General features: G+C 53.3%; 18 protein-coding genes and 1 pseudogene. 18 read left to right on the top strand and 1 reads right to left on the bottom strand.

All coding sequences use genetic code 11. The features are described 5' to 3' along the window. Nucleotides 1–175 precede the first annotated feature (175 nt). Both NFS31_RS18770 and NFS31_RS18765 read left to right on the top strand, forming a co-directional pair. Complete coding sequence (locus NFS31_RS18770; RefSeq protein WP_251498577.1) at nucleotides 176–1,156, top strand: protein kinase family protein; 981 nt, start codon at nucleotides 176–178, stop codon at nucleotides 1,154–1,156. A gap of 360 nt (nucleotides 1,157–1,516) precedes the next feature. Further along, nucleotides 1,517–3,253, top strand: coding sequence for a phospho-sugar mutase (locus NFS31_RS18765; protein WP_251498575.1), 1,737 nt, complete (start codon nucleotides 1,517–1,519; stop codon nucleotides 3,251–3,253). Here the strand turns inward: NFS31_RS18765 and NFS31_RS18760 are convergent. Continuing rightward, complete coding sequence (locus tag NFS31_RS18760) at nucleotides 3,248–4,222, bottom strand: putative ABC transporter permease (RefSeq protein WP_251498572.1); 975 nt, start codon at nucleotides 4,220–4,222, stop codon at nucleotides 3,248–3,250. The two genes, NFS31_RS18765 and NFS31_RS18760, sit on opposite strands and share 6 nt — an antisense overlap. A 179-nt stretch (nucleotides 4,223–4,401) precedes the next feature. Here NFS31_RS18760 and NFS31_RS18755 point away from each other — a divergent pair, with 179 nt between their 5' ends. The 16 genes and pseudogenes from NFS31_RS18755 (at nucleotide 4,402) to dpaL (ending at nucleotide 21,184) form a co-directional block, all read left to right on the top strand. Then, nucleotides 4,402–4,617: a type II toxin-antitoxin system Phd/YefM family antitoxin gene (locus NFS31_RS18755; RefSeq protein WP_251498569.1), complete on the top strand. Its 216-nt coding sequence runs from the start codon at nucleotides 4,402–4,404 to the stop codon at nucleotides 4,615–4,617. Beyond that, complete coding sequence (locus tag NFS31_RS18750; RefSeq protein WP_251498566.1) at nucleotides 4,614–5,042, top strand: PIN domain-containing protein; 429 nt, start codon at nucleotides 4,614–4,616, stop codon at nucleotides 5,040–5,042. Before NFS31_RS18755 ends, NFS31_RS18750 begins: the two co-directional genes overlap by 4 nt. Before the next feature lie 197 nt (nucleotides 5,043–5,239). Beyond that, a complete protein-coding gene (locus NFS31_RS18745) occupies nucleotides 5,240–6,652 on the top strand; it encodes a PTS mannitol transporter subunit IIBC (protein ID WP_251498562.1) in 1,413 nt (470 codons plus the stop codon). 16 nt (nucleotides 6,653–6,668) lie between these two features. Beyond that, entirely contained in the window at nucleotides 6,669–8,768 is a 2,100-nt protein-coding gene (locus NFS31_RS18740) for a BglG family transcription antiterminator (protein WP_251498560.1), read from the top strand. Between the two features lie 300 nt (nucleotides 8,769–9,068). Next, nucleotides 9,069–9,536, top strand: a complete 468-nt coding sequence (locus tag NFS31_RS18735) for a PTS mannitol transporter subunit IIA (protein ID WP_251498557.1) — start codon at nucleotides 9,069–9,071, stop codon at nucleotides 9,534–9,536. 4 nt (nucleotides 9,537–9,540) lie between these two features. Continuing rightward, nucleotides 9,541–10,476 carry a 1-phosphofructokinase gene (gene pfkB, locus NFS31_RS18730; protein WP_251498554.1) on the top strand — a complete coding sequence of 312 codons (936 nt, stop codon included), beginning with the start codon at nucleotides 9,541–9,543 and terminating at the stop codon, nucleotides 10,474–10,476. A 5-nt stretch (nucleotides 10,477–10,481) separates the two neighbouring features. Continuing rightward, nucleotides 10,482–11,747: a zinc-binding dehydrogenase gene (locus NFS31_RS18725; protein WP_251498549.1), complete on the top strand. Its 1,266-nt coding sequence runs from the start codon at nucleotides 10,482–10,484 to the stop codon at nucleotides 11,745–11,747. A 58-nt stretch (nucleotides 11,748–11,805) separates the two neighbouring features. Next, nucleotides 11,806–12,069 (top strand): HPr family phosphocarrier protein, encoded by a 264-nt coding sequence (locus NFS31_RS18720; protein WP_251498546.1) that lies wholly within the window; start codon nucleotides 11,806–11,808, stop codon nucleotides 12,067–12,069. A gap of 2 nt (nucleotides 12,070–12,071) precedes the next feature. After that, the gene (gene ptsP, locus NFS31_RS18715) at nucleotides 12,072–13,670 is read left to right on the top strand and encodes a phosphoenolpyruvate--protein phosphotransferase (protein WP_251498543.1); all 1,599 of its coding nucleotides are present in this window, start codon (nucleotides 12,072–12,074) and stop codon (nucleotides 13,668–13,670) included. 833 nt (nucleotides 13,671–14,503) lie between these two features. Beyond that, nucleotides 14,504–15,508: a rod shape-determining protein gene (mreB, locus tag NFS31_RS18710; RefSeq protein WP_160225875.1), complete on the top strand. Its 1,005-nt coding sequence runs from the start codon at nucleotides 14,504–14,506 to the stop codon at nucleotides 15,506–15,508. A gap of 14 nt (nucleotides 15,509–15,522) precedes the next feature. Continuing rightward, nucleotides 15,523–17,793 carry an SF1B family DNA helicase RecD2 gene (recD2, locus tag NFS31_RS18705; RefSeq protein WP_251498540.1) on the top strand — a complete coding sequence of 757 codons (2,271 nt, stop codon included), beginning with the start codon at nucleotides 15,523–15,525 and terminating at the stop codon, nucleotides 17,791–17,793. 39 nt (nucleotides 17,794–17,832) lie between these two features. After that, on the top strand, nucleotides 17,833–18,531 hold the full coding sequence (locus NFS31_RS18700; protein ID WP_251498537.1) for a ComF family protein: 699 nt from the start codon (nucleotides 17,833–17,835) through the stop codon (nucleotides 18,529–18,531). 89 nt (nucleotides 18,532–18,620) lie between these two features. Further along, nucleotides 18,621–19,232, top strand: coding sequence for a YcxB family protein (locus NFS31_RS18695; RefSeq protein WP_251498535.1), 612 nt, complete (start codon nucleotides 18,621–18,623; stop codon nucleotides 19,230–19,232). Between the two features lie 39 nt (nucleotides 19,233–19,271). Continuing rightward, nucleotides 19,272–19,466 carry a hypothetical protein gene (locus tag NFS31_RS18690; RefSeq protein WP_251498506.1) on the top strand — a complete coding sequence of 65 codons (195 nt, stop codon included), beginning with the start codon at nucleotides 19,272–19,274 and terminating at the stop codon, nucleotides 19,464–19,466. Between the two features lie 75 nt (nucleotides 19,467–19,541). Then, nucleotides 19,542–19,775, top strand: a pseudogene (locus NFS31_RS18685) (sigma 54-interacting transcriptional regulator); the annotation flags it as partial. Nucleotides 19,776–19,981: 206 nt separating this feature from the next. Next, complete coding sequence (dpaL, locus tag NFS31_RS18680; RefSeq protein WP_251498503.1) at nucleotides 19,982–21,184, top strand: diaminopropionate ammonia-lyase; 1,203 nt, start codon at nucleotides 19,982–19,984, stop codon at nucleotides 21,182–21,184. The last annotated feature ends 69 nt before the right edge of the window (nucleotides 21,185–21,253 follow it).

The following is a 21,253-nucleotide window of genomic DNA, read 5'->3' as shown; positions in this document are numbered from 1 at the left end:
CGAGGTGTTTTTTGTGAGCGCAGAGCGGCGGAAGTCACAGACAGCGGGCCCCCTTGGGTCCAACCCGCCGCAACCGCTTAAGTTGTCAGAACGGTTACGCCAGATTTGTACATAATTAAAGTCCGGGACACATACCCTAGAAGTAGCTTAATAAAGTTGTCTGGAGGGGTGAAGTGTGAACGATAGAAATACGGAAGTGCTGGAACAATATGACCTGGAAGCAGTATCGCTCCGCAGAGGCAGAGGGGCGTGGGTTTGTGAAACCGATCAGGGGATTAAGCTTCTGAGAGAATATAAGGGAACAATGAAACGTCTGGAGTTCGAGGAGGAGGTGCTTGGCTTACTGAAAGAAAGCGGGGGCTTAAGGGTGGATCAGTATGTCAGAAACCGCGAGGGAGGGCTTCTGTCAGCCGCCGGGGACGGCAGCCGCTATATTTTAAAGGACTGGTACATGGATCGTGAGTACAATGTGCGGGATGAGGAGGAGATGGCGCAGGCGGTTGTACAGATCGCAGGCTTACATAAGCAGCTCCGCAGGGTGGAGGTGAAGGAGGAGTGGAATCTGGGCTCTATCCTCGCAGAGCCAATGGAAACAGAGATGGAGCGCCACAACCGGGAGCTGAAGCGGACGCGGAATTTTATCAGCGGAAAGCGGAAAAAATCGGATTTTGAGCTGTGCGTCATGGGGAATTTTAACCTGTTTTTCGAGCAGGCAAAAGAGGCGCAGGACGGGCTGAGCCGGATGGCCGCGCAGCAGGGCCTGCCGGAGCATTTTCTGTGCCATGGAGAGTTAAACCAGCATCATCTTCTGATGGGGCCGGGCTATACGGCAGTCATTGAGTTTAACCGGATGCACCTGGGTGTGCAGACCGCGGATCTGTATCATTTTATCAGGAAGGCGCTTGAAAAGCACGGCTGGAATCTGCGGCTGGGGATGAAAATGCTGGACAGCTATGACCGGGTTCTGCCCATGGGAAAAAAGGAGCGGGAATACCTGTATTACCTGTTCCTTTACCCGGAGAAATACTGGAAGCAGCTTAATTTTTACCATAATGCAAATAAAGCGTGGATACCGGCCCGGAATGTGGAGAAACTGAGAAACCTGGAGGCGCAGCAGAAGGAGCGGGAGGCGTTTCTTAAGCAGATTCGGTCATAAAAGTTACTGTTCACACATCTGCCGGGCTGTGCCCAGTAACACGCTTCGCAATGCACACAAACCGCAAAAAATGCGGTTTGGCGCTGCTGCTCGCGGGTTTGACCCAAGGGGGCCCGCTGTCTGTGACTTTCGCTGCGCCGCACTCACAAAAAACACCCCGGATTGGCTGGTGTGTGAACAGTAACTCGTAAAATTCATACTCGTGTACAGTAATTAAAATTCCTTCCCTTTTCCGGCAAAATATACTATAATTAAAGGAACAGGAAGTAACGGCATGGATTTCCGGTTTAGCAGTTCACAGCCGGCGTCCGGGCTGTTATAACAGAAAAATTTATCAAGCTACAGGAGGGGTATCAGACAATGAAGGATTACATGACGATTTATAAGGAATGGCTGGATAATCCATACTTTGACGAGGCGACGAAAGAAGAGCTTCGCGGGATCGCAGGCGATGAGAACGAGATCAAAGAGCGCTTCTATATGGATTTGGAGTTTGGCACAGCCGGCCTTCGCGGGATCATCGGCGCAGGTATCAACCGGATGAATATTTATACGGTGCGCAGGGCCACACAGGGGCTTGCGAATTATATTATAAAGCAGGGCGGGGCGGATAAGGGCGTCGCGATTGCGTTTGATTCGCGCCGTATGTCCCCCGAATTTGCCGATGAGGCGGCCCGCACGCTGGCGGCGAACGGTATAAAGGCATACCGCTTTGAGACGCTTCGCCCGACGCCGGAGCTTTCCTTTGCCGTAAGGGAGTTAGGATGTATCGCCGGAATCAATATCACAGCCAGCCACAACCCTCCGGAGTACAATGGCTATAAGGTTTACTGGGAGGACGGCGCGCAGTTTACGCCCCCGCATGACAAGGGCGTGACAGAGGAGGTTATGGCCATCACGGATCTGTCCTCTGTGAAAACCATGAGCGCACAGGAAGCTGTATCCGCGGGCCTGTACCAGATTATCGGCCAGGAGATCGACGATAAGTATATCGCTCAGGTTAAGGCGCAGGTGGTAAACCAGGCGGCCATTGACAAGATGCAGGATCAGATTACGATTGTATACACGCCTCTTCACGGCACAGGCAATATCCCGGCCCGCCGCGTGATGAAGGAGCTGGGCTTTACCCATGTATACGTAGTTCCCGAGCAGGAGCTCCCGGACGGGAACTTCCCGACCGTCAGCTATCCGAACCCGGAGGCCGCGGAAGCCTTTGAGCTGGGCCTTGCCCTGGCAAAGGAAAAGGATGCGGATCTGGTTCTGGCCACGGATCCGGATGCGGACCGTCTCGGCGTTTACGTAAAGGACGCCAAATCAGGGGACTACATTCCTTTGACCGGAAATATGTCCGGCTCCCTTCTGTGCGAATATGTGCTCAGCCAGAAGAAGGCAAACGGCGCGATTCCGGCCGACGGACAGGTGGTCAAATCCATTGTCAGCACCAATCTGGTGGATGCGGTGGCCAAAGCCTACGGCGCTGAGCTGGTTGAGGTTCTCACCGGGTTCAAGTGGATCGGAAAGCAGGTGCTTAAGAATGAGCAGGAAGGAAAGGGAACGTATCTGTTCGGCATGGAGGAGAGCTATGGCTGCCTGATCGGAACGTACGCCCGCGACAAGGACGCCATTTCCGCCACAGCCGCCCTTTGCGAGGCAGCGGCCTATTATAAAGAAAAGAATATGACGCTCTGGGATGCGATGGTCGGGATGTATGAGAAGTACGGCTACTATAAGGATGAGGTAAAATCCATCGGCTTAAAGGGCATCGAAGGGCTGGCAAAGATCCAGGAGATCATGGAGCATTTCCGCACTGACGCCCCGGCAGAGTTCGGCGGCTTCAAGGTCGTTTCCGCGCGCGACTATAAAGCGGATACCATTAAAGACATCGAGAGCGGAGAGGTGAAGCCGACGGGCCTCCCGTCCTCCAATGTTCTGTACTATGATCTGGAGGACAACGCATGGCTCTGCGTAAGGCCGTCCGGCACGGAGCCGAAGATCAAGTTCTACTACGGCATCAAAGGCGCTTCCCTGGAGGATGCCGCCAAGAAATCCGAAAAGCTCGGGGAAGCGGTGATGGCAGAGGTAAATAAGCTTTTATAAGTGAAGTCTGAGCAGCTCCTTAAGAGCTTCTGAAAAGCGCGGGGATACGGCCCCCGGGTTCCCGCGAAGAAGCCCTTTGCGGTAAAAATGGCGCAGTCCCTTTTTGGGGTGCAGGGCCAGCCGCTTCTGTTTTATATCTTCAAGCTGTCCGGCAAGAAGCATGAGATGTTCCCGGCTGCTTTCGTGAATGGCGTCCAGCCGTTCGGCCGCCTCACGGCAAAAGGAAGCAGCCAGCTCCTTTGTCTCCGCTCTTGCGGCGGACAGCTTTTTGCTCTGCTCCGCAAGCAGAGCGGCAGATTTCTCTTCTGCCTCCAGTCCCATGGCTGAGAGGTGTTTTACCGCTTCTGCGCGCACGTAGCGGGCCTTGTCTGCCGCTTCCTCCTTAAATGCCATCATGCGCATCTGGATCTCTTCCATCTCTCCCCTCATCTTTGTCATAGCTTCAAGAGCCTGCCCAAGGGCGAGGGCTTCCTTCGTAGATTCATAGGAATCCGCTGCAAAGAGAACGCTCACTGCGCTCAGGGCCAGCTTTAAAACAAGCGGATCAGCGTCCAGCACGGCCCGGGAGACGGGCTGGTGGATCACTTCTGTCATCAAAATCGTAAGACCCCCCCAGGCAAGGGACGAGGTCAGGCAGATATAGCCGTGTATCTGGAAGCGCTTGTTACTGTAATCCCAGTACCGCACCCTAAACAGGCGTTCCATGACATAGCCGGTTATATATTCCAGAGCCGTTGCCGCGATCACGCCGGAGAAGTATACAAGTAAAAGATTGTCCTTTACAGGAAGCGATACCCAGAGCATCATTACAGCCCCAAAGCCGTAAAGCGGCAGCAGGGGAAGGCGCAGGAAGCCCCGGTTTACGGGACGGCGTTCCTTAAACGAGACATAGGCTGACTCAAATATCCAGCCAAAGAAGCAGTAAAGGTAGAAGAAGGCAAGCCATTGCCATGTGTTGTATGTGTACATGTATCGGTTCTCCCTGTAGATTTTATGCGTTTCATTTGTGGTGAACTAATCATAGCTGATTATGGCGGGGATCGCAAGGGGAGGCTATGGGAATGCAGTAAAAAAATCGCACGATTTTATTGATATTACCGTTCGATATGTGTATACTTATAACAGGAAGAAAGATTGGGGGTGATTTTGTGTCTATTACAGCAACCGAATTGAAAATGAATTTGGGGAAATATCTTCTTATGGCAGAAAAAGAGGACATCTATATTACACGGAATGGAAAAATAGTGGCGAAGCTTTCTAATCCTTACCAGGATCGTGTCGATGCGGCAAAATCCCTGTTTGGGATTATTCCTGATGAAATGACACTGAAAGAAGCCCGTGAGGAAAGGCTGGGGAGAATATGAGGGCTTTGATTAATACTTGTATTATTATAGACGCCCTGCAGTCACGAATTCCATTCAAAGACAATGCGCAGGAAATTTTTCTTCTTGCCGCTAACAGACAGTTTGAGGGATTTATCACAGCGAAAGCATCTGCGGATATTTATTATGTAACCTTTAAATATCTCCACAGCGACAGGGAGACGCGGAAGGTATTAAGCGGACTGTATATGTTATTTGATCTGCTGGATACGGCAGGGATTGACTGCCGGAAAGCAATTTCTTCAGGAATGTCTGATTTCGAGGATGCGGTTATGGCTGAAACTGCGCTTCGCTGCGGAATGGATTGTATTGTTACCAGAAATATAAAAGACTACGGGAAGCCGCCGGTTGGGATATATCAGCCGGCTGAATTTTTAAATATTTTTTTCCAGAAGGATTCATCATAGAGGAGAATAACACTAACAGATAACAGACAGATTTGGCGCTAAGGATTGGCGTCAAATTTGTTTTTCTATTTCTTGAAAAAGGAAGCCCTCTGCCGCTATAATAGGCATAAAGCAAGTGCTAAAATAGGTTGGCCAGTCTATTTCAGGCAAAAACAGGGAATGCTGTTTTTAAGTAAACTGAATGAGGTGTGGAATTCATGAAAGAGAAGGTACAGGTTTTTGGCCGCTTTTTAAGCGGAATGGTAATGCCGAATATCGGGGCATTTATTGCATGGGGGCTGATTACGGCCCTGTTCATTGAAACGGGCTGGCTGCCCAATGAAAATTTTGCCAAAATGGTGAGTCCTATGTCGTCGGTTCTCCTTCCGCTCCTGATCGCGTATACAGGGGGCGAGGTAGTGGCCGGAAAGCGCGGCGGCGTGATTGGGACCATCGCGGCCATGGGGGTGATCGCAGGCTCCGATGTGCCGATGTTTATCGGCGCGATGGTAGTGGGGCCGCTGTCCGCCTGGATTATTAAGAAGTTTGATAAGGCTGTAGAGGGGCGCATTAAGGCCGGATTTGAGATGCTTGTCAATAACTTTTCACTGGGAATCATCGGAGCGCTTCTGGCGCTGGTGTCCATGGCAGCCGTTACTCCGCTGGTGAGTATGTTAAACCAGGCGATGAGCGCCGGCGTAGGTTTCTTTGTGGATCACGGCATCCTTCCGCTTACCAGCCTGTTTATCGAGCCGGCGAAGGTGTTGTTTTTAAATAATGCCATTAACCATGGAATTTTATCCCCGATGGGAATCCAGCAGGTGGAGCAGACGGGCAAGTCGATTTTCTTCCTTTTGGAGGCCAATCCGGGGCCGGGACTGGGGATCCTTCTGGCGTACTGCCTTGTGGGAAAGGGCAGCGCGAAGAGCTCTGCTCCGGGCGCGGCGATCATCCACTTTTTCGGCGGGATTCATGAGATTTATTTCCCCTATATCCTGATGAACCCGTTCCTGCTCCTGGCTGTGATTGCAGGCGGGGCGAGCGGCGTATTCTGCTTTACGCTGTTTCAGGTGGGACTCACCTCCGCAGCGTCTCCGGGAAGCTTTCTGGCGATTATGATGATGGCGGAGCGCCACAGCTATCTGGGAATTATCATCGGCGTGGCGGTCGCGGCGGCTGTTTCGTTTGTGATTGCCCTGCCGCTCTTAAAATTCATGGGCAGAGATACGTCGCTGGAGGAGGCGCAGCAGAAGAAGGACGCCATGAAGCGCCAGGCAAAGGGCATAAAAGATGAAAGAGAAACGCAGGCGCAGGCGCCGGCTTCAGGAAGCGCGGCGGCCGGCAGAATCAAAAAGATTGCCTTTGCGTGCGATGCCGGTATGGGATCGAGTGCCATGGGAGCTACGGTCTTAAAGAAAAAGCTGACCGCAGCCGGACTCGCAGGGATTGAGGTCATCCACACCCCGGTATCCTCGATTCCGGCGGATGTGCAGATTGTGGTCACGCATCAGGAGCTGGGAGAGCGGGCGTCGCACAGCAATCCGAATGCGCGTCTGGTGCTGATCACGAATTTCCTCGCGGCCCCGGAGTATGAGGGACTGGTTGAGGATGTGAAAAAACAGAATTCTTAAGAGGAATCATATCAGAATGAAAATTACACCGCGTATGAAACAGATTCTCCGCGTGCTTTTCAGAGAAAATTCGCCTGTCTCCGTCCGCTATCTGGCGGAGCGGGTGGGAGTCAGCAAGCGGACGGTCCAAAGGGAGATGGAATCCGTGGACAGCGCGTTAAAAGGCAGCGGGATCCGTTTTCTGTCCAGGACAGGCGTCGGCGTCTGGCTGGAAGGGGATGAACGTGACAGAGCCCGGTTTCTTAAGGAGCTGGAGAGCGCGGATGACGACTACGATGTCAGAAACCGGGAAGAACGGCGAAAGCGGCTGCTCCTTGAAATGCTGAAGGAAAAGGGCATTAAAAAGCTGTTTTATTACAGCAATCAGTTCGGCGTCAGCGAGGCGACTATCAGCTCTGACCTGGCGTCGGTTGAAGGCTGGCTTGGCCGGTACGGACTTACCGTCAGCCGCAGGCCCGGCAGCGGCGTGGCGGTAGAGGGCAGCGAAGAAGATTACAGAAGGGCCATCCGCGCCTTTATAAGCGAAAATATGGATACGCATGCGTTCCGGGAGGCTTATGAGGAAGCGGATGAAAAAGGCCCGCCCTGGCAGTTTCTCAAAAAGAGCAATATCGGGAGGATTCTCAACGATGAGATTATGGAACGTGTTGTGGACTGTATTCTGGCAGTAGACAGCGCGCGTTTCCTGACACTGACGGAGAATTCTTACATGGGGCTGATCATCCATATTTCCATCGCCGTCAACCGGATTTTGAAAAACGAGGTCATTGAGGCGGACGAGAGGTGGAAGGAGAACATCCGGGAGGATGAGGACTACGGCCTTGCAAAGGCGATCGTGGCGGAGCTTGAGGAGGAGTTTGAGATTCAGATACCGGAGGTGGAGGTTTCGTATATCTGCCTTCACATCAAAGGCTCCAAGCATGAAAAGATCCAGTGGGATAAAAAGACATGCCTGGATCTGAAAAGCCGGAAGCTCCAGCAGCTTGTCAACCGCATGATTGACGCCTTCGACGGGGAGCAGTCATACCTCCTAAAGCAGGACGATGAATTTTTGCAGGGTCTGCTGGCCCATCTGCAGCCAACTCTGATCCGGCTGAACCACGGAATGCAGATCCACAATCCGGTATTAAAGGAGATCCGGGAAAATTATCCGGATATCTATGACAGATGCGGGCAGGCGGCGCTGCTTTTGGAGGAATTTACGGGAAAAAGCGTTCCGGATGAGGAGGTAGGCTTTCTCACCGTCCATTTTGGCGCCGCGATGGTGCGCCTGGCAGGCCGCAGGGAGGAGATACGCAAGGTCGCAATCGGCGTAGTGTGCTCCAGCGGCATCGGTATTTCCAGGCTGATGGTGTCAAAGCTTGAAAAAGTCTTTAAGGACCGGGCTGTTCTTTCCGCGTACGGGGCGCGCGATATCACGCCCTATGTGGCGGCGCAGGCAGATTTTTTTGTGTCAAGCGTGCCGCTGGAGGTGGCGGGCCCGCCTGTGATTTATGTGAGCCCGCTTTTAAGTGAAACGGATATGGGAGAGATCCGGCAGATGATTTACCAGTTTGAGCGGCTGCCGAGAAAGCAAAAGGAATCGGACGCATTTTCCGGCCAGCTTGAGAGAGTCAACCTGGCGGCTGCCCAGATCAGGGGAATTATCAAATACATGGAATTTTTTAAGGTGGATAATCATATTACCTTTGACGAGCTTTTGATAGCGATTGGGGAGAAGCTGTCTCCGTATTCGGACCGCAGGGAGCTTATACGGCGGGATATTTTAAGGCGGGAACAGATTTCCAGCCAGGTGTTTGCGGAATTTGGCTTTGCATTGTTTCATACAAGGACCAGAGGGGTGATCCGGCCTGGGTTTTCGGTGTGTATGACGAAGGATTTGGGGGCGTTCCGGGACGAATATTTTAAGGGGATTTCAGCGGCGTTTATAATGCTGGCCCCGGAGGATGAGAATGCGGCGCTGAATACGGAGATATTGGGGTCGATCAGCAGTATGCTGGTGGAGGAATATGGGTTTATGGATATTGTGAGGCGCGGGGACAGGGAAGAGATACGGGATGCGCTGGCGGTTCATTTGAAGAGGTTTTTTAACAGGCTGGTTGGGGGGATATCGTAAAGAGGATGCGGCGGCCTGCCCCGTTGACGGCGCTATTGGATGGCGCCAAATCCCGGTTTCTTTGAATTGAAATATTGAAACGGTTCATTATATAATGTATACAGAGATGCAGAACGAAAATGTACTCTCGGAATCTCTCTGCACCTGCCTTTGCGGCTGATTTTCCGCCAGATGCACCCGAATTTAATCAACGTACGCTCCACGTACGCCTCATAAATTTGTGCGCATCTAAAATCATCTCACAAAATCAGGCGCAGCGAGATTCCGAGAGTACATGAAAACGAAAAGGAGGAAACATCCATGTTTTTCAAGAAAAAAAAGGAAGAGAAGGCTCCGGAGGGCAAGGCGCTTTTGTATCGTGAGAATATCCGGGTGAACTGTGAGGCGCAGCCGCAGGAGGAGGTGATCCGCCAGGTGGGACAGATGCTGGTGGACAGCGGATATGTGGATCAGCCGTATGTGGAGGCGATGCTGGAGAGGGAGAAATCTTTTTCTACTTTTATGGGGAATGGGCTGGCGCTTCCGCATGGCGTGGAGGCGGCGAAGAAGGCGATCAAGGCGTCCGGGATTGCGGTGATGACATTTCCGCAGGGGATTGACTGGGCCGGGAATGAGGTTCATGTGGTGATCGGGATTGCGGGAGTGGGCGACGAGCATCTGGCGATCCTCTCTACCGTGGCGGAGAAGATGCTGGATGATGAAGCGGCTAAGAGGCTGACAGAGGGCGATGCGGATACGATTTACAGCATACTGACAGAAAAGGAGTAAGGCCATGATCGTAACAGTGACGATGAATCCCGCGATTGATAAGACTGTGGAGATTGATTCCCTGCAGCCGGGGGGATTAAACCGCATTAAAAAGGTGGAATATGATGCCGGTGGAAAGGGAATCAATGTTTCCAAGACCATTAAGGAGCTGGGCGGTGAGAGCGTTGCCATGGGCTTTTTAGGGGGCAATGCGGGCAGGACGATAGAAAATGTATTAAAAGAAAAGGAAATTCAGGGCAGCTTTGTCTGGGTACAGGGCGAGACGAGGACGAATACGAAGGTGTTTGAGCAGAACGGCGAGGTGACGGAGTTAAATGAACCCGGCCCGGTGATTGGGGAAGGAAAGATGGAGGAGCTGAAGACGCGGCTTCTGGAATATGCGAAGCCCGGCGTGCTGTTCGTCCTTTCGGGCAGCATCCCCAGCGGTGTGGAGAGGACGATTTACCGCGATATCATCTGTCTGGTGCACGAAAAGGGAGCTAAAGCGCTTCTGGACGCGGACGGGGATTTGTTTAAATATGCCCTGGAGGCCGCGCCGGATATTATCAAGCCGAACCGCGTGGAGCTGGAGGGGTATGCGGGGATTGATTACCGCGCGTCTGACCGGGAGCTTTATGATATCGCGAAAGGTCTGATGGATAAGGGGATCGGGACGGTCGCGGTATCCATGGGGGGAAGCGGCGCGGTGCTTCTGCTTCCGGGCCGTTCGGTCCGGTGCCCGGCGCTTTCGGTGAAGGCCCATTCGACCGTGGGGGCCGGGGATGCGATGGTGGCGGCACTGGCGTATTCCTGGGAAATGGGGCTTGACAGCGTGGAGACAGCCCGCCTGTGCATGGCCGCTTCCGCAGGGGCTGTGACCACGATCGGCACAAAGCCGCCGTCCCGCGAAACCGTTGAGGAACTGAAGAAACAGGTTATTATGGAAGAGATAGGAGAATAGAGGAAATGAAGACAAAGGCAGTCAGAATGTATGGAACCAGAGATTTGCGCCTGGAGGAGTTTGAGCTTCCGCCGATAAAGGACGACGAGATCCTTGTCAAAGTGATGAGCGACAGTATCTGCATGTCAACGTATAAGCTGGCGGAGCAGGGCAAGAACCATAAGAGAGCACCGAAAAATATCGACACCAACCCAGTTATCATCGGTCATGAATTTGCAGGCGTGATTGTTGAAGCAGGGGAGAAATGGAAGGATCAGTTTAAGCCGGGCATGAAATTCGCGCAGCAGCCGGCGCTCAACTACAAGGGAAGCCTGGCGTCCCCCGGTTATTCTTACGAGTATTTCGGCGGGGCATGTACGTACTGCATTATCCCTCATGAGGTAATGGAGCTGGGCTGCCTGATGCCGTATGAAGGCGAGAGCTTCTTTGAGGCGTCCTTAGGCGAGCCGATGAGCTGCATCATCGGCGGCTATCACGGCAATTACCACACAAATAAGAGGAATCATGATCTGGCGGGCGGCACAAAAGAAGGCGGCGACATCATCATTCTGGGCGGCTGCGGCCCCATGGGGCTGGGCGCGGTCAGCTACGGCATCCAGTTTGAGAACAAGCCGAAGCGCATCGTGGTGACAGACATCGACGACGCCAAGCTGGCCCGGGCCCGCGAGGTGATACCGGAGTCAAAGGCCGCGGAGAACGGGGTTGAGCTTCTCTATGTCAATACGGCCAAAATGGCGGATCCGGTTAAGGAGCTCAAGGATATCACAGGCGGAAAGGGATATGATGACGTGTTTGTCTACATCCCCAATCGCAAGGTGGCGGAGATGGGCGATCAGCTCCTGGCGTTCGACGGCTGTTTAAACTTCTTTGCAGGGCCGACGGATAATCAGTTTAAGGGCGAGATCAATTTATATAATGTCCACTACACCAGCGCCCACATTTTAGGAACCACGGGCGGAAACAACGACGACTTAATTGAGGCAAACGAGCTGGCAGCCAAAGGAAAGATTGAGCCGGCGGTTATGGTAACGCATGTGGGCGGAATCGACAGCATCGCAGACGCGACCTTAAACCTTCCGAATATTCCGGGCGGAAAGAAGCTGACCTATACCCAGTTTGACATGCCGCTGACTGCGATTGAGGATTTTGAGGAGCTTGGGAAGACGGATCCTCTGTTCAAAAAGCTTGACGAGGCGTGTAAAAAGAACCGCGGGCTCTGGAACGCGGAGGCAGAACGGATCCTGTTTGAGCATTTTGGGGTAGAGGCATAAGACCATTCGGGGTAAAAGCATAAACGATCATTCATTTATTATAGAGGAGAGAAGCAGTATGGTATCAAAGAACATGGTGATTTCCAATCCGTCCGGCCTTCATGCGAGACCCGCAGCCCTTCTGGCCCAGGCGGCAGGAAAGTGTAAATCAGACGTTATACTGGTATATGGGGAAAAGAGAATCCAGGCAAAAAGCGTGTTAAACATCATGGCGGCAGCCATCAAGAACGGCAGCGAGATTGTCCTGGAGTGCAGCGGGGAAACGGAAGAGGAAGATTTACAGACCGTAGCGGCTCTGATTGAGAGTGGATTGGGAGAATAGGAATGGAGCGGATCGATGTTGAGAAGACCGCCTCAAGAGGAGTCGCGGTCGCCCCGGTATACAAATATCTGGAACCGGATTTCAGCCCTGACGGCGGCCTGATCGCCGCCGATCAGGCAGGAATGGAATGTGAAAAATTTATCAGGGCCAAAGAGGATGTTCAGAAGGAACTGGAGCTTCTGGCAGAAGAAAACCCGATCTTCGCGGCCCATTTAGAAATCGCAGGAGATTTTACCCTGCAGGAGGGCGTGGAGACAAAGATAACGGAAGAGCTCATGAATGCCCAGCTTGCCCTACACAATACCATCGAGGAGTTTGCCGCGATTTTTGAAATGATGGACGATGAGTATATGAGAGAGCGCGCCGCTGATGTGCGCGACATCGGAAAGCGCCTGATGGCTGTGTTAAAGGGCATACAGCGGCCTGATCTGGGGAGTATAAAAGAAGAGGTTATCGTAGCCGCAAGGGATCTCTACCCGTCGGACACGGTAAAGCTGCGCCCGGAGGTCGTAAAAGGAATCATCACCGAAGAGGGCGGCGTGACGAGCCATGTGTCCATTATCGCCAAAAGCCTGAATATTCCCACCCTGGTCGGCGTGAGCGGGATCCTGCGAAAACTTACGGATGGCTCTCTGGTCTGCATGGATGCCGGGGACGGCGTGATCGTGGTGGATCCGGACAGGGAGACACTGGCCGGGTATCAGCAGAAAAAAGAGGCGTATGAGGGAGAGCGCACGCGCTTAAAGGCCCTGCGGCAGCAGCCGGCCGTCACAAAGGACGGAAAACGGATCGCCCTGTGCGCCAATGTGGGAAACGCAGAGGACATCCGGCGCGCCCTGGAGATGAATATCGACGGCGTGGGACTGTTCCGGAGCGAGCTTCTCTATATGGAAAACGACCATTTCCCCACCGAGGAGGAACAGTTTGCGGTCTATAAGGAGGCGGCGGAACTGATCCCGCAGGAATTGACGATCCGCACGCTGGATATCGGCGGGGATAAGGGACTTCCCTACTTCAGCTTCGACGAGGAGGAAAACCCATTCCTTGGCTGGCGCGCCATCCGCGTCTCGCTCGATATGAAGGATATGTTTAAAACACAGCTCAGGGCAATCCTGCGCGCAAGCGCGTTCGGCCATGTGCGCATCATGTTCCCCATGATCATTTCCCCTGAAGAGCTGCGTGAGGCCAAAGCTCTGGCAGAGGAGTGTAAAAGAGAGCTGGCCGCGGAAGGTATCGCCTTTGACGGGGCAATTCCCATGGGTATGATGATGGAAACGCCGGCCAGTGTCCTTCTCGCAGAGGAATTTGCAGAGGAAGCGGACTTCTTCAGCATTGGCACCAATGATCTCACCCAGTATCTCCTGGCTGTGGACCGGGGGAATAAGCGGATCGCGGAAAAATACGATTACTTCCACCCGGCTGTCGTAAAAGCCGTGGGGCATATCATCGCCGCGGGCCACAAAAAGGGAATCAAGGTCGGGATGTGCGGCGAGATGGCAGGCGATCCGGACGCCGCAAAGCTCCTGCTTGATCTGGGACTGGACGAATTCAGCATGTCCGCCGGGAGCGTGGATTATGTCAGGGAACAGATTTTAAAATAAACGGGCAGTAAATAAGAGGGCAGTAAACAACAAGCCCCCATCGGCTGAGAGTCCGATGGGGGCTTGTCCGTTGCTTATTATTGGGAATGGTAGGTATATAAAAAAGAAACTGGCTTATTTAGGGGGGGCCTGCCAGGAGTTTCCTCTCTGGCAGGTAGTATAAAAATACTTTATTTATGTTTGTGCTTTTATTATGCCAGTAAATTGTGTTGAAAATGTGGATATTCTATAAAATAAAACTAAAGTTAATTTCGATTTGATAAACTTTTCGTGATGATTTGCGGATCAGGTTGTTCTGTCCCTGCTTAGTTTTTATGCTATTCAACCGAAAAAACCGCTCCGGCCAAGCGCCAAAGCGGTTATAATCTAGGGGGGCCTGCTAAGGTTTTATCCTTAGCAGGTATGAGTATGAAAAAGCTTTATTATTTCAAGTGTTCCTTGAAACAAAGGCCTGTTACCCTTTCGAGTAACATATCTGCATTATAGGGGAAAATTGTGACAAAAATGTGTACCGGGAATTAAAAAAATCTAAAGATAATAAAAAAACAAAAAACCCTTTGAAAAGGGGTTGAAATTGTATATAATAGTAAATGGTATAGTCTGCCTGTAACGGTAAGGTTATACTGGACACCGGATGAATCTGCTATCCAGTATAACATGATGCACGCAGCCGCATAAGGAAATATGCCGCTTCGCGGCTGCGGCTGGCACGATACTCACTGCCGATTTCATCGGCGGCGGGTATAAATAAACTGTTACAGTTTTTTTCGTTTAAACAGGATATGTTAATGGGATAATAATGATAGAGAATACAAGCAGGAGGATGAACAAGTATGATGATGTCTAATGACATTGGGATTGATCTGGGAACAGCCAGCATTCTTGTATATATCAAAGGCAAGGGCGTTGTTTTAAAGGAACCGTCCGTAGTGGCCATTGACCGCGACAGCAATCAGATCAAGGCGATCGGCGAGGAGGCGCGCCTGATGATCGGCAGGACGCCGGGCAATATCGTCGCCGTGCGCCCTCTGCGCCAGGGTGTGATTTCAGATTATACGGTGACAGAGAAGATGCTGAAATACTTTATCAATAAAGCCGTGGGCAAGAAGACGCTGCGCAAGCCGCGGATCAGCGTCTGCATTCCGAGCGGGGCCACGGAGGTGGAGCGGAAGGCCGTGGAGGATGCGACGTACCTGGCCGGCGCGAGGGAGGTCACGATCATTGAGGAGCCGGTGGCGGCGGCGATCGGGGCCGGGATCGATATCGCAAAGGCATGCGGGAATATGATTGTGGATATCGGGGGCGGCACGGCGGATATTGCGGTGATTTCCTTAGGGGGCACGGTGGTGAGCGCTTCGATCAAGGTGGCCGGAGATGATTTTGACGAGGCGCTGGTACGGTATATGAGGAAAAAACACAATCTCCTGATCGGGGAGCGGACGGCTGAGGAGATGAAGATCAATATCGGGGCCGCGTACCGCCGTCCGGAGCCGGTTACAATGGAGGTGCGCGGACGGAACCTGGTGACAGGTCTTCCGAAGACCATCATGGTAACGTCAGACGAGACGCTGGAGGCGCTGCGCGAACCGGCGCTTCAGATAGTGGACGCCGTACACAATGTGCTGGAGCGCACGCCGCCGGAGCTGGCCGCCGATATATTTGACAGGGGTATCGTGCTCACAGGAGGCGGCTCCCTTTTGAGCGGCCTGGACGCGCTGATCGAGGAGAAGACAGGCATTACCACGATGATAGCAGAGGATCCGCTGACTGCCGTGGCGATTGGGACCGGAAAATTCATCGAATTTGCCCACGGAGAGGGAATGAAGAATTTCGATTAGGCGTATGAAAGTTTATGGCGACAGTTAAAGGATACGTAGAAAAGATAAAATACCGCAACCAGGACAATGGCTATACGGTTTTAAGCGTTTCGGGGGCAGAGGACGGGGAGGAGTATATCCTGGTCGGCACGTTTTCCTATATCACCGAGGGCGAGCTGATCGAGGCAGAGGGGCGCATGACCGAGCATCCGGTTTACGGGGAACAGCTTACGGTTGAGGCGTACGAGCTCAAAGCGCCGGAGGACACGGTTTCCATGGAGCGCTACTTAGGATCCGGGGCCATAAAAGGCGTGGGAGCGGCCCTGGCGGCCCGCATCGTTAAGAAATTCAAGGCAGACACCTTCCGCATCATGGAGGAGGAACCGGAACGGCTGGCAGAGATTAAGGGAATCAGCGAGAAGATGGCCATGGCGATCGGCGAGCAGGTCGATGCCAAGCGGGATATGCGCCAGGCCATGATGTATCTGCAGAATTACGGCGTTTCGATCAATCTGGCCGTAAAGATTTATCAGGAGTACGGGCCGGCCCTTTACACCGTGCTGGAGGCGAACCCGTACAAGCTCGCGGATGATATTCCGGGCGTGGGCTTTAAGATGGCGGACGAGATTGCCGCGAAGATCGGCATTGTCCCTGACTCTGATTTCCGCATCAAAAGCGGTATCCTGTATACGCTTTTGCAGGCTTCGGCGAATGGTCATACATACCTGCCGCAGGAGGAGCTCGCACAGCAGGCGGCAGAGCTTTTGCAGGTCAGCCCGGACTCCATCGGCGGCTGTCTGATGGACATGCAGATTGACAAACGCCTGGTGGTCAGACGGACGGGCGCGGACGGGGAGAGGGCCAATGTCTATGCCGCCCAGTATTACTACATGGAGCTCAACATTGCCCGCATGCTGTATGATCTGAATATTTCCGGCGCCGAGCCGGAGGAAGAGATCCGAAGGAACCTGGCGCGCATCCAGGCGCAGGAGAAGATTGAGCTGGACGAGCTGCAGGTTCAGGCTGTGATAAAGGCTGTGAACAGCGGCCTTCTGGTGCTGACCGGAGGCCCCGGCACGGGAAAGACCACCACGATCAATACCATTATCCGCTATTTTGAGCTGGGGGATATGGAGATACTTCTGGCGGCCCCCACCGGCCGCGCGGCCAAGCGGATGACCGAGGCCACAGGCTATGAGGCCAAAACGATCCACCGTCTTCTGGAGATCAGCGGAATGCCGGAGGAGAATGATAAGGCCCGGGGCGGCCATATGCATTTTGAGCGGAACGCAGAGCATCCCCTCGATGCGGATGTGCTGATTATAGACGAGATGTCTATGGTGGATATCCACCTCATGAACGCCCTTTTGCAGGCGGTCAATGTGGGAACGCGCCTGATTCTGGTGGGCGATGTGGATCAGCTCCCCAGCGTGGGCCCCGGAAATGTGCTGCGCGACCTGATCGAATCAGGCAGCTTTCCGGTGGTAAAGCTGACCCGTATCTTCCGCCAGGCGGCGGAGAGCGATATCATCGTCAACGCCCACCGGATCAACGGCGGAGAGCGCATTCCCCTTGGGAAACCGAGTAAAGACTTCCTTTTTATCAGGCGCGATGAGCCGAACGCGATCATAAACGCCATGATCACGCTGGTGCGGGAAAAGCTTCCCAGATATGTACATGCAGACGTATTTGACATCCAGATCATGACTCCCATGCGCAAAGGAGCGCTGGGCGTGGAGCGGCTGAACTCCATCCTGCAGGAATTCCTAAACCCGCCTTCCCCGGAAAAACCGGAAAAGGAAGCCGCCGGCTGCGTGTTCCGGCTGGGGGACAAGGTGATGCAGATCAAGAACAACTATCAGATCGAGTGGACGATGTATAAAAATAATATCCCGGCTGACAAGGGCGCAGGCGTATTTAACGGGGATATGGGCGTGATCCGTGAGCTGAATCTGTTCGCAGAGCTTCTGACCGTGGAATTTGATGAGGGAAAACGGGTGGAATACAGCTTTAAGCAGCTCGAGGAGCTGGAGCTTGCCTATGCAATCACCATCCATAAATCGCAGGGAAGCGAGTATCCGGCTGTGGTGATTCCAACCTACAGCGGCCCGCGTATGCTCATGACCAGAAACCTGATCTACACGGCGGTAACCCGCGCCCGCGCCTGTGTCTGCCTGGTCGGCCTGCCCGGCGTATTTCAGCAGATGGTTGACAACGCCCTGGAGCAGAAGCGCTACTGCGGTTTAAAGGATCGGATCCGGGAGATCGCGGAAAGCGGCGACGCGGACGGGCTGGGGCTTGGCTGATGCGGCATTTACAAACACGCTTCAGGGAGAGGAGAATACATGCTAATAGACGCCCTGTTTCCAAGGCGCTGTCCGGTCTGCGGGGATATCGTGATGCCAAAGGGCAGCCTGATCTGCCCGCCGTGTGTCCCGCGGCTCTCATTCGTAAAAGGGCCTGTCTGCCAGAGATGCGGCAAGGAGATCATGAGCGACACGCAGGAATACTGCGCGGACTGCGCGCGCCGGAAGCGTTCCTTTGAATACGGCGCGGCCCTCCTGAACTATAACGAGACGGCGTCGCGCTCCATGGCGGCTGTGAAATATAAAAACAAAAGGGAATACCTGGATTACTATGCACAGGAGAGCGTAAGGCGCTGCGGGCCGCTTCTGCGCTCCATGAAGGCCGGGGCGCTGATCCCTGTGCCGATCCACCCGAAACGCCTCAGAACCCGGGGATTTAACCAGGCGGAGGTATTGGCCCGGAAACTCGGGGAGGCTCTCTCGCTCCCGGTCTGCGCCGGGATTCTTGAGCGGAGCCGGAACACAGAGCCGCAGAAAGAGCTACGCGCTTCGGAGCGCCTGCGGAACCTTGAAAAGGCGTTTTGCGTGAGAGGGGAGTGTGAACTTCCGCACAGCGCGATCCTGATTGACGACATTTATACGACAGGATCCACGATAGAGGCATGCGCCCGGGCCCTGAAAAAGGCCGGGATGGAGAGGGTGTATTTTTTTGCGCTTTGTATCGGACAGGGGGAATAGGAAAAGAGGCAGTTATCCGGGCGCGCCGGAGTGTCGCAGATATTCAGATATCAGGCTGCCTGAGCGCCTGCAGAGAAGGAGTATAATCGATGAAAGAATTAAATTACCGCCTGATAAAGGAGGACTATAAGAACTGGATCCGCTGGAATGTGGCGCGGCATGACTCGAAAAAGCTGAAGATCGCATCAGCCATATTTTTTGTGATCTTCGCTTTTTTGTTTCTGGGCAGGAGCTTTGCCCTGGCGGGAAACTTTAAAGCCAATATCGGTCCGGTTCTCGTGCTGATGATGGTAGGCGCGGCGATGTACTATACCATATCCCCTCAGAACCAGGAAAGGGTGATCTGGAAAAGGAGCGGGCTTGGCCGCCTGGAGAAGGCGGGCCGTTTTCCGGAGGTGAAGCTGACGATTTTTGAGAAGGGCATTACGATAGAGGTGGCGGCCGAGGGCGTGAGGAATGAGTACAGCTTTAAGGATATTCTGGGGATTCTGGAAATAGAGCGGCTGTTTCTCCTGGAGACAAAGGACAAGACATGGCAGTTTGTCGCCAAATCAGCGTTTGAGAGCCAGGAAAAGATGCAGGAGTTTTACGCCTTTATGGAAGAGCGCATTGAGGATGCAAAGGCGCATCCGGAGAAGTACGAAAGCGGCAGGGAGGAAACGCCGGACGCCGGTTCGCCGGACGGCCCCGCTGCGGAGTGATTCTAAATGGCCGTTATGATGTAACAGGAGGGGAAGGTTATGCCCGGCATGCTTCTGGAAATTCAGGAGACAGTGGAAAAGTATGCGGATATCATGTCAAAGGTAGCTCAGGTTGAGGTCGAGGCGGCGGATGAAAACCTGTTCCGGGTGGCCGGGAGCAGAGAGAACGGATTCTGGACAATGAGGAAATGTATCTGGAGCTTCTGGATCAGATCGCTGATTTCATATCCGTGAAAGCCGCGGAAGCGGCTGAGCTGAAAAAACGCACCTCGCCCCTGAATACGCCGGACTGTGTGATCAACCACGTAGAGCGGAACGGGTAAGGGAATGGTGGCCAGAGCTATCTGGACGGCCGGCGACCGGAAGGAAAACCGTTTTGTGGCTATTAACTGCGGCGCGATCCCGGAGCCTCTCCTGGAGTCGGAGCTGTTCGGCTATGTGAAAGAGGCGTTTACCGGGGCGGATCCGAACGGCAGGATGGGAAAATTCGAGCTGGCCGACAAAGGGGTGATTTTTCTCGATGAGATTGGGGATATGCCCCTTTCTCGTTATAAGAATTGAGTCAAAAAGAAAAGAGGAGACAGCGATCGTTTTTTGCTGTCTCTCCTTTTAGTTTTTATACAAATTGCACAAAAATAAAAGTTTAAAACATATAAATTACACAAAATATTTTTTTTCAAGCTCAAAAAAACGCGGTTTGGCATCGATCATGCTTTATACTAAGAGTATAACAACAAGGAGGAACAGCTATGAAAGATGAATTACAGTTGATTCAGTATCCGGAGAATTCCGATGAGAAGTACAACCTGGATTTTATGAGTCTGGAGAATGCAAAGAAGGTTCAGGCTTTCCACGCAAGCTTTCCTGTCTATAAGGAGACTCCGCTGGCAGTCTTAAGGGAAACGGCAGGACTTCTGGGAATAGATAACATCTATGTAAAGGATGAGTCGTACCGCTTTGGCCTGAATGCCTTTAAGGTTTTGGGCGGAAGCTATGCGATTGGCAATTATCTGGCGCAGAAGCTGGGAAAGACGATCTCAGAGATGCCGTATGAACGCCTGGTGTCAGAAGAGGTGAGGAAGGAACTGGGAGACATCACCTTTGTGACAGCCACAGACGGAAATCACGGGCGGGGCGTCGCCTGGACGGCCGGCCGGCTCAGGCAGAGAGCGGTTGTGTATATGCCAAAGGGAAGCGCCGCAGAGAGACTGGAAAATATCCGGGCAGAGGGGGCGGAAGCTTCCATCACAGATTTAAACTACGACGGGGCGGTCCGCCTGGCCAATCGGCAGGCGCAGGAAAAGGGCTGGGTCATGGTGCAGGATACGGCGTGGGAGGGGTATGAGGACATTCCGCAGTGGATCATGCAGGGATACGGAACCATGGGGTATGAGGCATATACCCAGCTTCCTGAGAAACCCACGCACATCTTCCTTCAGGCAGGAGTGGGTTCCATGGCGGGCGCTGTCGCGGGCTTCTTTGCCGGAGTATACGGGAAAGACAGGCCGATCATCACGATTGTAGAGCCTGACAAGGCGGACTGCATCTTCCGCACCGCTAAAGCGGCCGATGGCAGGCTCCATTTTGTCACCGGGGATATGGATACGATCATGGCCGGGCTTGCATGCGGAGAGCCCTGTAGCATCGGCTGGAATGTCCTCAAGGATTATGCGGATTATTTTATCTCCTGCCCGGATTATATGGCGGCGCAGGGGATGCGGATTCTGGGCAATCCCGCGGCGGGTGACAGCCGGGTGATTGCCGGGGAGAGCGGCGCGGCGGCGTTTGGCTGCGTGAGTGAGATTCTCAGAAATCCGCGGTATGCACAAATCAAAGAACGACTGAAGCTTAATAAAACATCCAGAGCGCTTTTCTTTAACACAGAAGGAGACACGGACAGGGAAAATTACCGTTCCATCGTCTGGGACGGGATCTACGGAAGGCCAGTTTAACGCAGGGCTGATGCGCCCGCCGGGGCATGTTTCAAATGCGCTCCGGATTGGGCTTAAGTTTAAGAAAAA

This window comes from Otoolea muris, assembly GCF_943193115.1.
GTDB lineage: Bacteria > Bacillota > Clostridia > Lachnospirales > Lachnospiraceae > Otoolea > Otoolea muris.
This window is presented reverse-complemented; position numbering and strand designations above follow the sequence as displayed.

What these genes read in the sequence shown, in the direction of transcription:
- NFS31_RS18765 (WP_251498575.1), top strand. Translation starts at nt 1,517, where the DNA reads ATGAAGGATTACATGACGATTTATAAGGAATGGCTGGATAATCCATAC.
- NFS31_RS18760 (WP_251498572.1), bottom strand. Translation starts at nt 4,222, where the DNA reads ATGTACACATACAACACATGGCAATGGCTTGCCTTCTTCTACCTTTAC.
- NFS31_RS18750 (WP_251498566.1), top strand. Translation starts at nt 4,614, where the DNA reads ATGAGGGCTTTGATTAATACTTGTATTATTATAGACGCCCTGCAGTCA.
- NFS31_RS18745 (WP_251498562.1), top strand. Translation starts at nt 5,240, where the DNA reads ATGAAAGAGAAGGTACAGGTTTTTGGCCGCTTTTTAAGCGGAATGGTA.
- NFS31_RS18740 (WP_251498560.1), top strand. Translation starts at nt 6,669, where the DNA reads ATGAAAATTACACCGCGTATGAAACAGATTCTCCGCGTGCTTTTCAGA.
- NFS31_RS18735 (WP_251498557.1), top strand. Translation starts at nt 9,069, where the DNA reads ATGTTTTTCAAGAAAAAAAAGGAAGAGAAGGCTCCGGAGGGCAAGGCG.
- pfkB (WP_251498554.1), top strand. Translation starts at nt 9,541, where the DNA reads ATGATCGTAACAGTGACGATGAATCCCGCGATTGATAAGACTGTGGAG.
- NFS31_RS18725 (WP_251498549.1), top strand. Translation starts at nt 10,482, where the DNA reads ATGAAGACAAAGGCAGTCAGAATGTATGGAACCAGAGATTTGCGCCTG.
- NFS31_RS18720 (WP_251498546.1), top strand. Translation starts at nt 11,806, where the DNA reads ATGGTATCAAAGAACATGGTGATTTCCAATCCGTCCGGCCTTCATGCG.
- ptsP (WP_251498543.1), top strand. Translation starts at nt 12,072, where the DNA reads ATGGAGCGGATCGATGTTGAGAAGACCGCCTCAAGAGGAGTCGCGGTC.
- mreB (WP_160225875.1), top strand. Translation starts at nt 14,504, where the DNA reads ATGATGATGTCTAATGACATTGGGATTGATCTGGGAACAGCCAGCATT.
- recD2 (WP_251498540.1), top strand. Translation starts at nt 15,523, where the DNA reads ATGGCGACAGTTAAAGGATACGTAGAAAAGATAAAATACCGCAACCAG.
- NFS31_RS18700 (WP_251498537.1), top strand. Translation starts at nt 17,833, where the DNA reads ATGCTAATAGACGCCCTGTTTCCAAGGCGCTGTCCGGTCTGCGGGGAT.
- NFS31_RS18695 (WP_251498535.1), top strand. Translation starts at nt 18,621, where the DNA reads ATGAAAGAATTAAATTACCGCCTGATAAAGGAGGACTATAAGAACTGG.
- NFS31_RS18690 (WP_251498506.1), top strand. Translation starts at nt 19,272, where the DNA reads ATGCCCGGCATGCTTCTGGAAATTCAGGAGACAGTGGAAAAGTATGCG.
- dpaL (WP_251498503.1), top strand. Translation starts at nt 19,982, where the DNA reads ATGAAAGATGAATTACAGTTGATTCAGTATCCGGAGAATTCCGATGAG.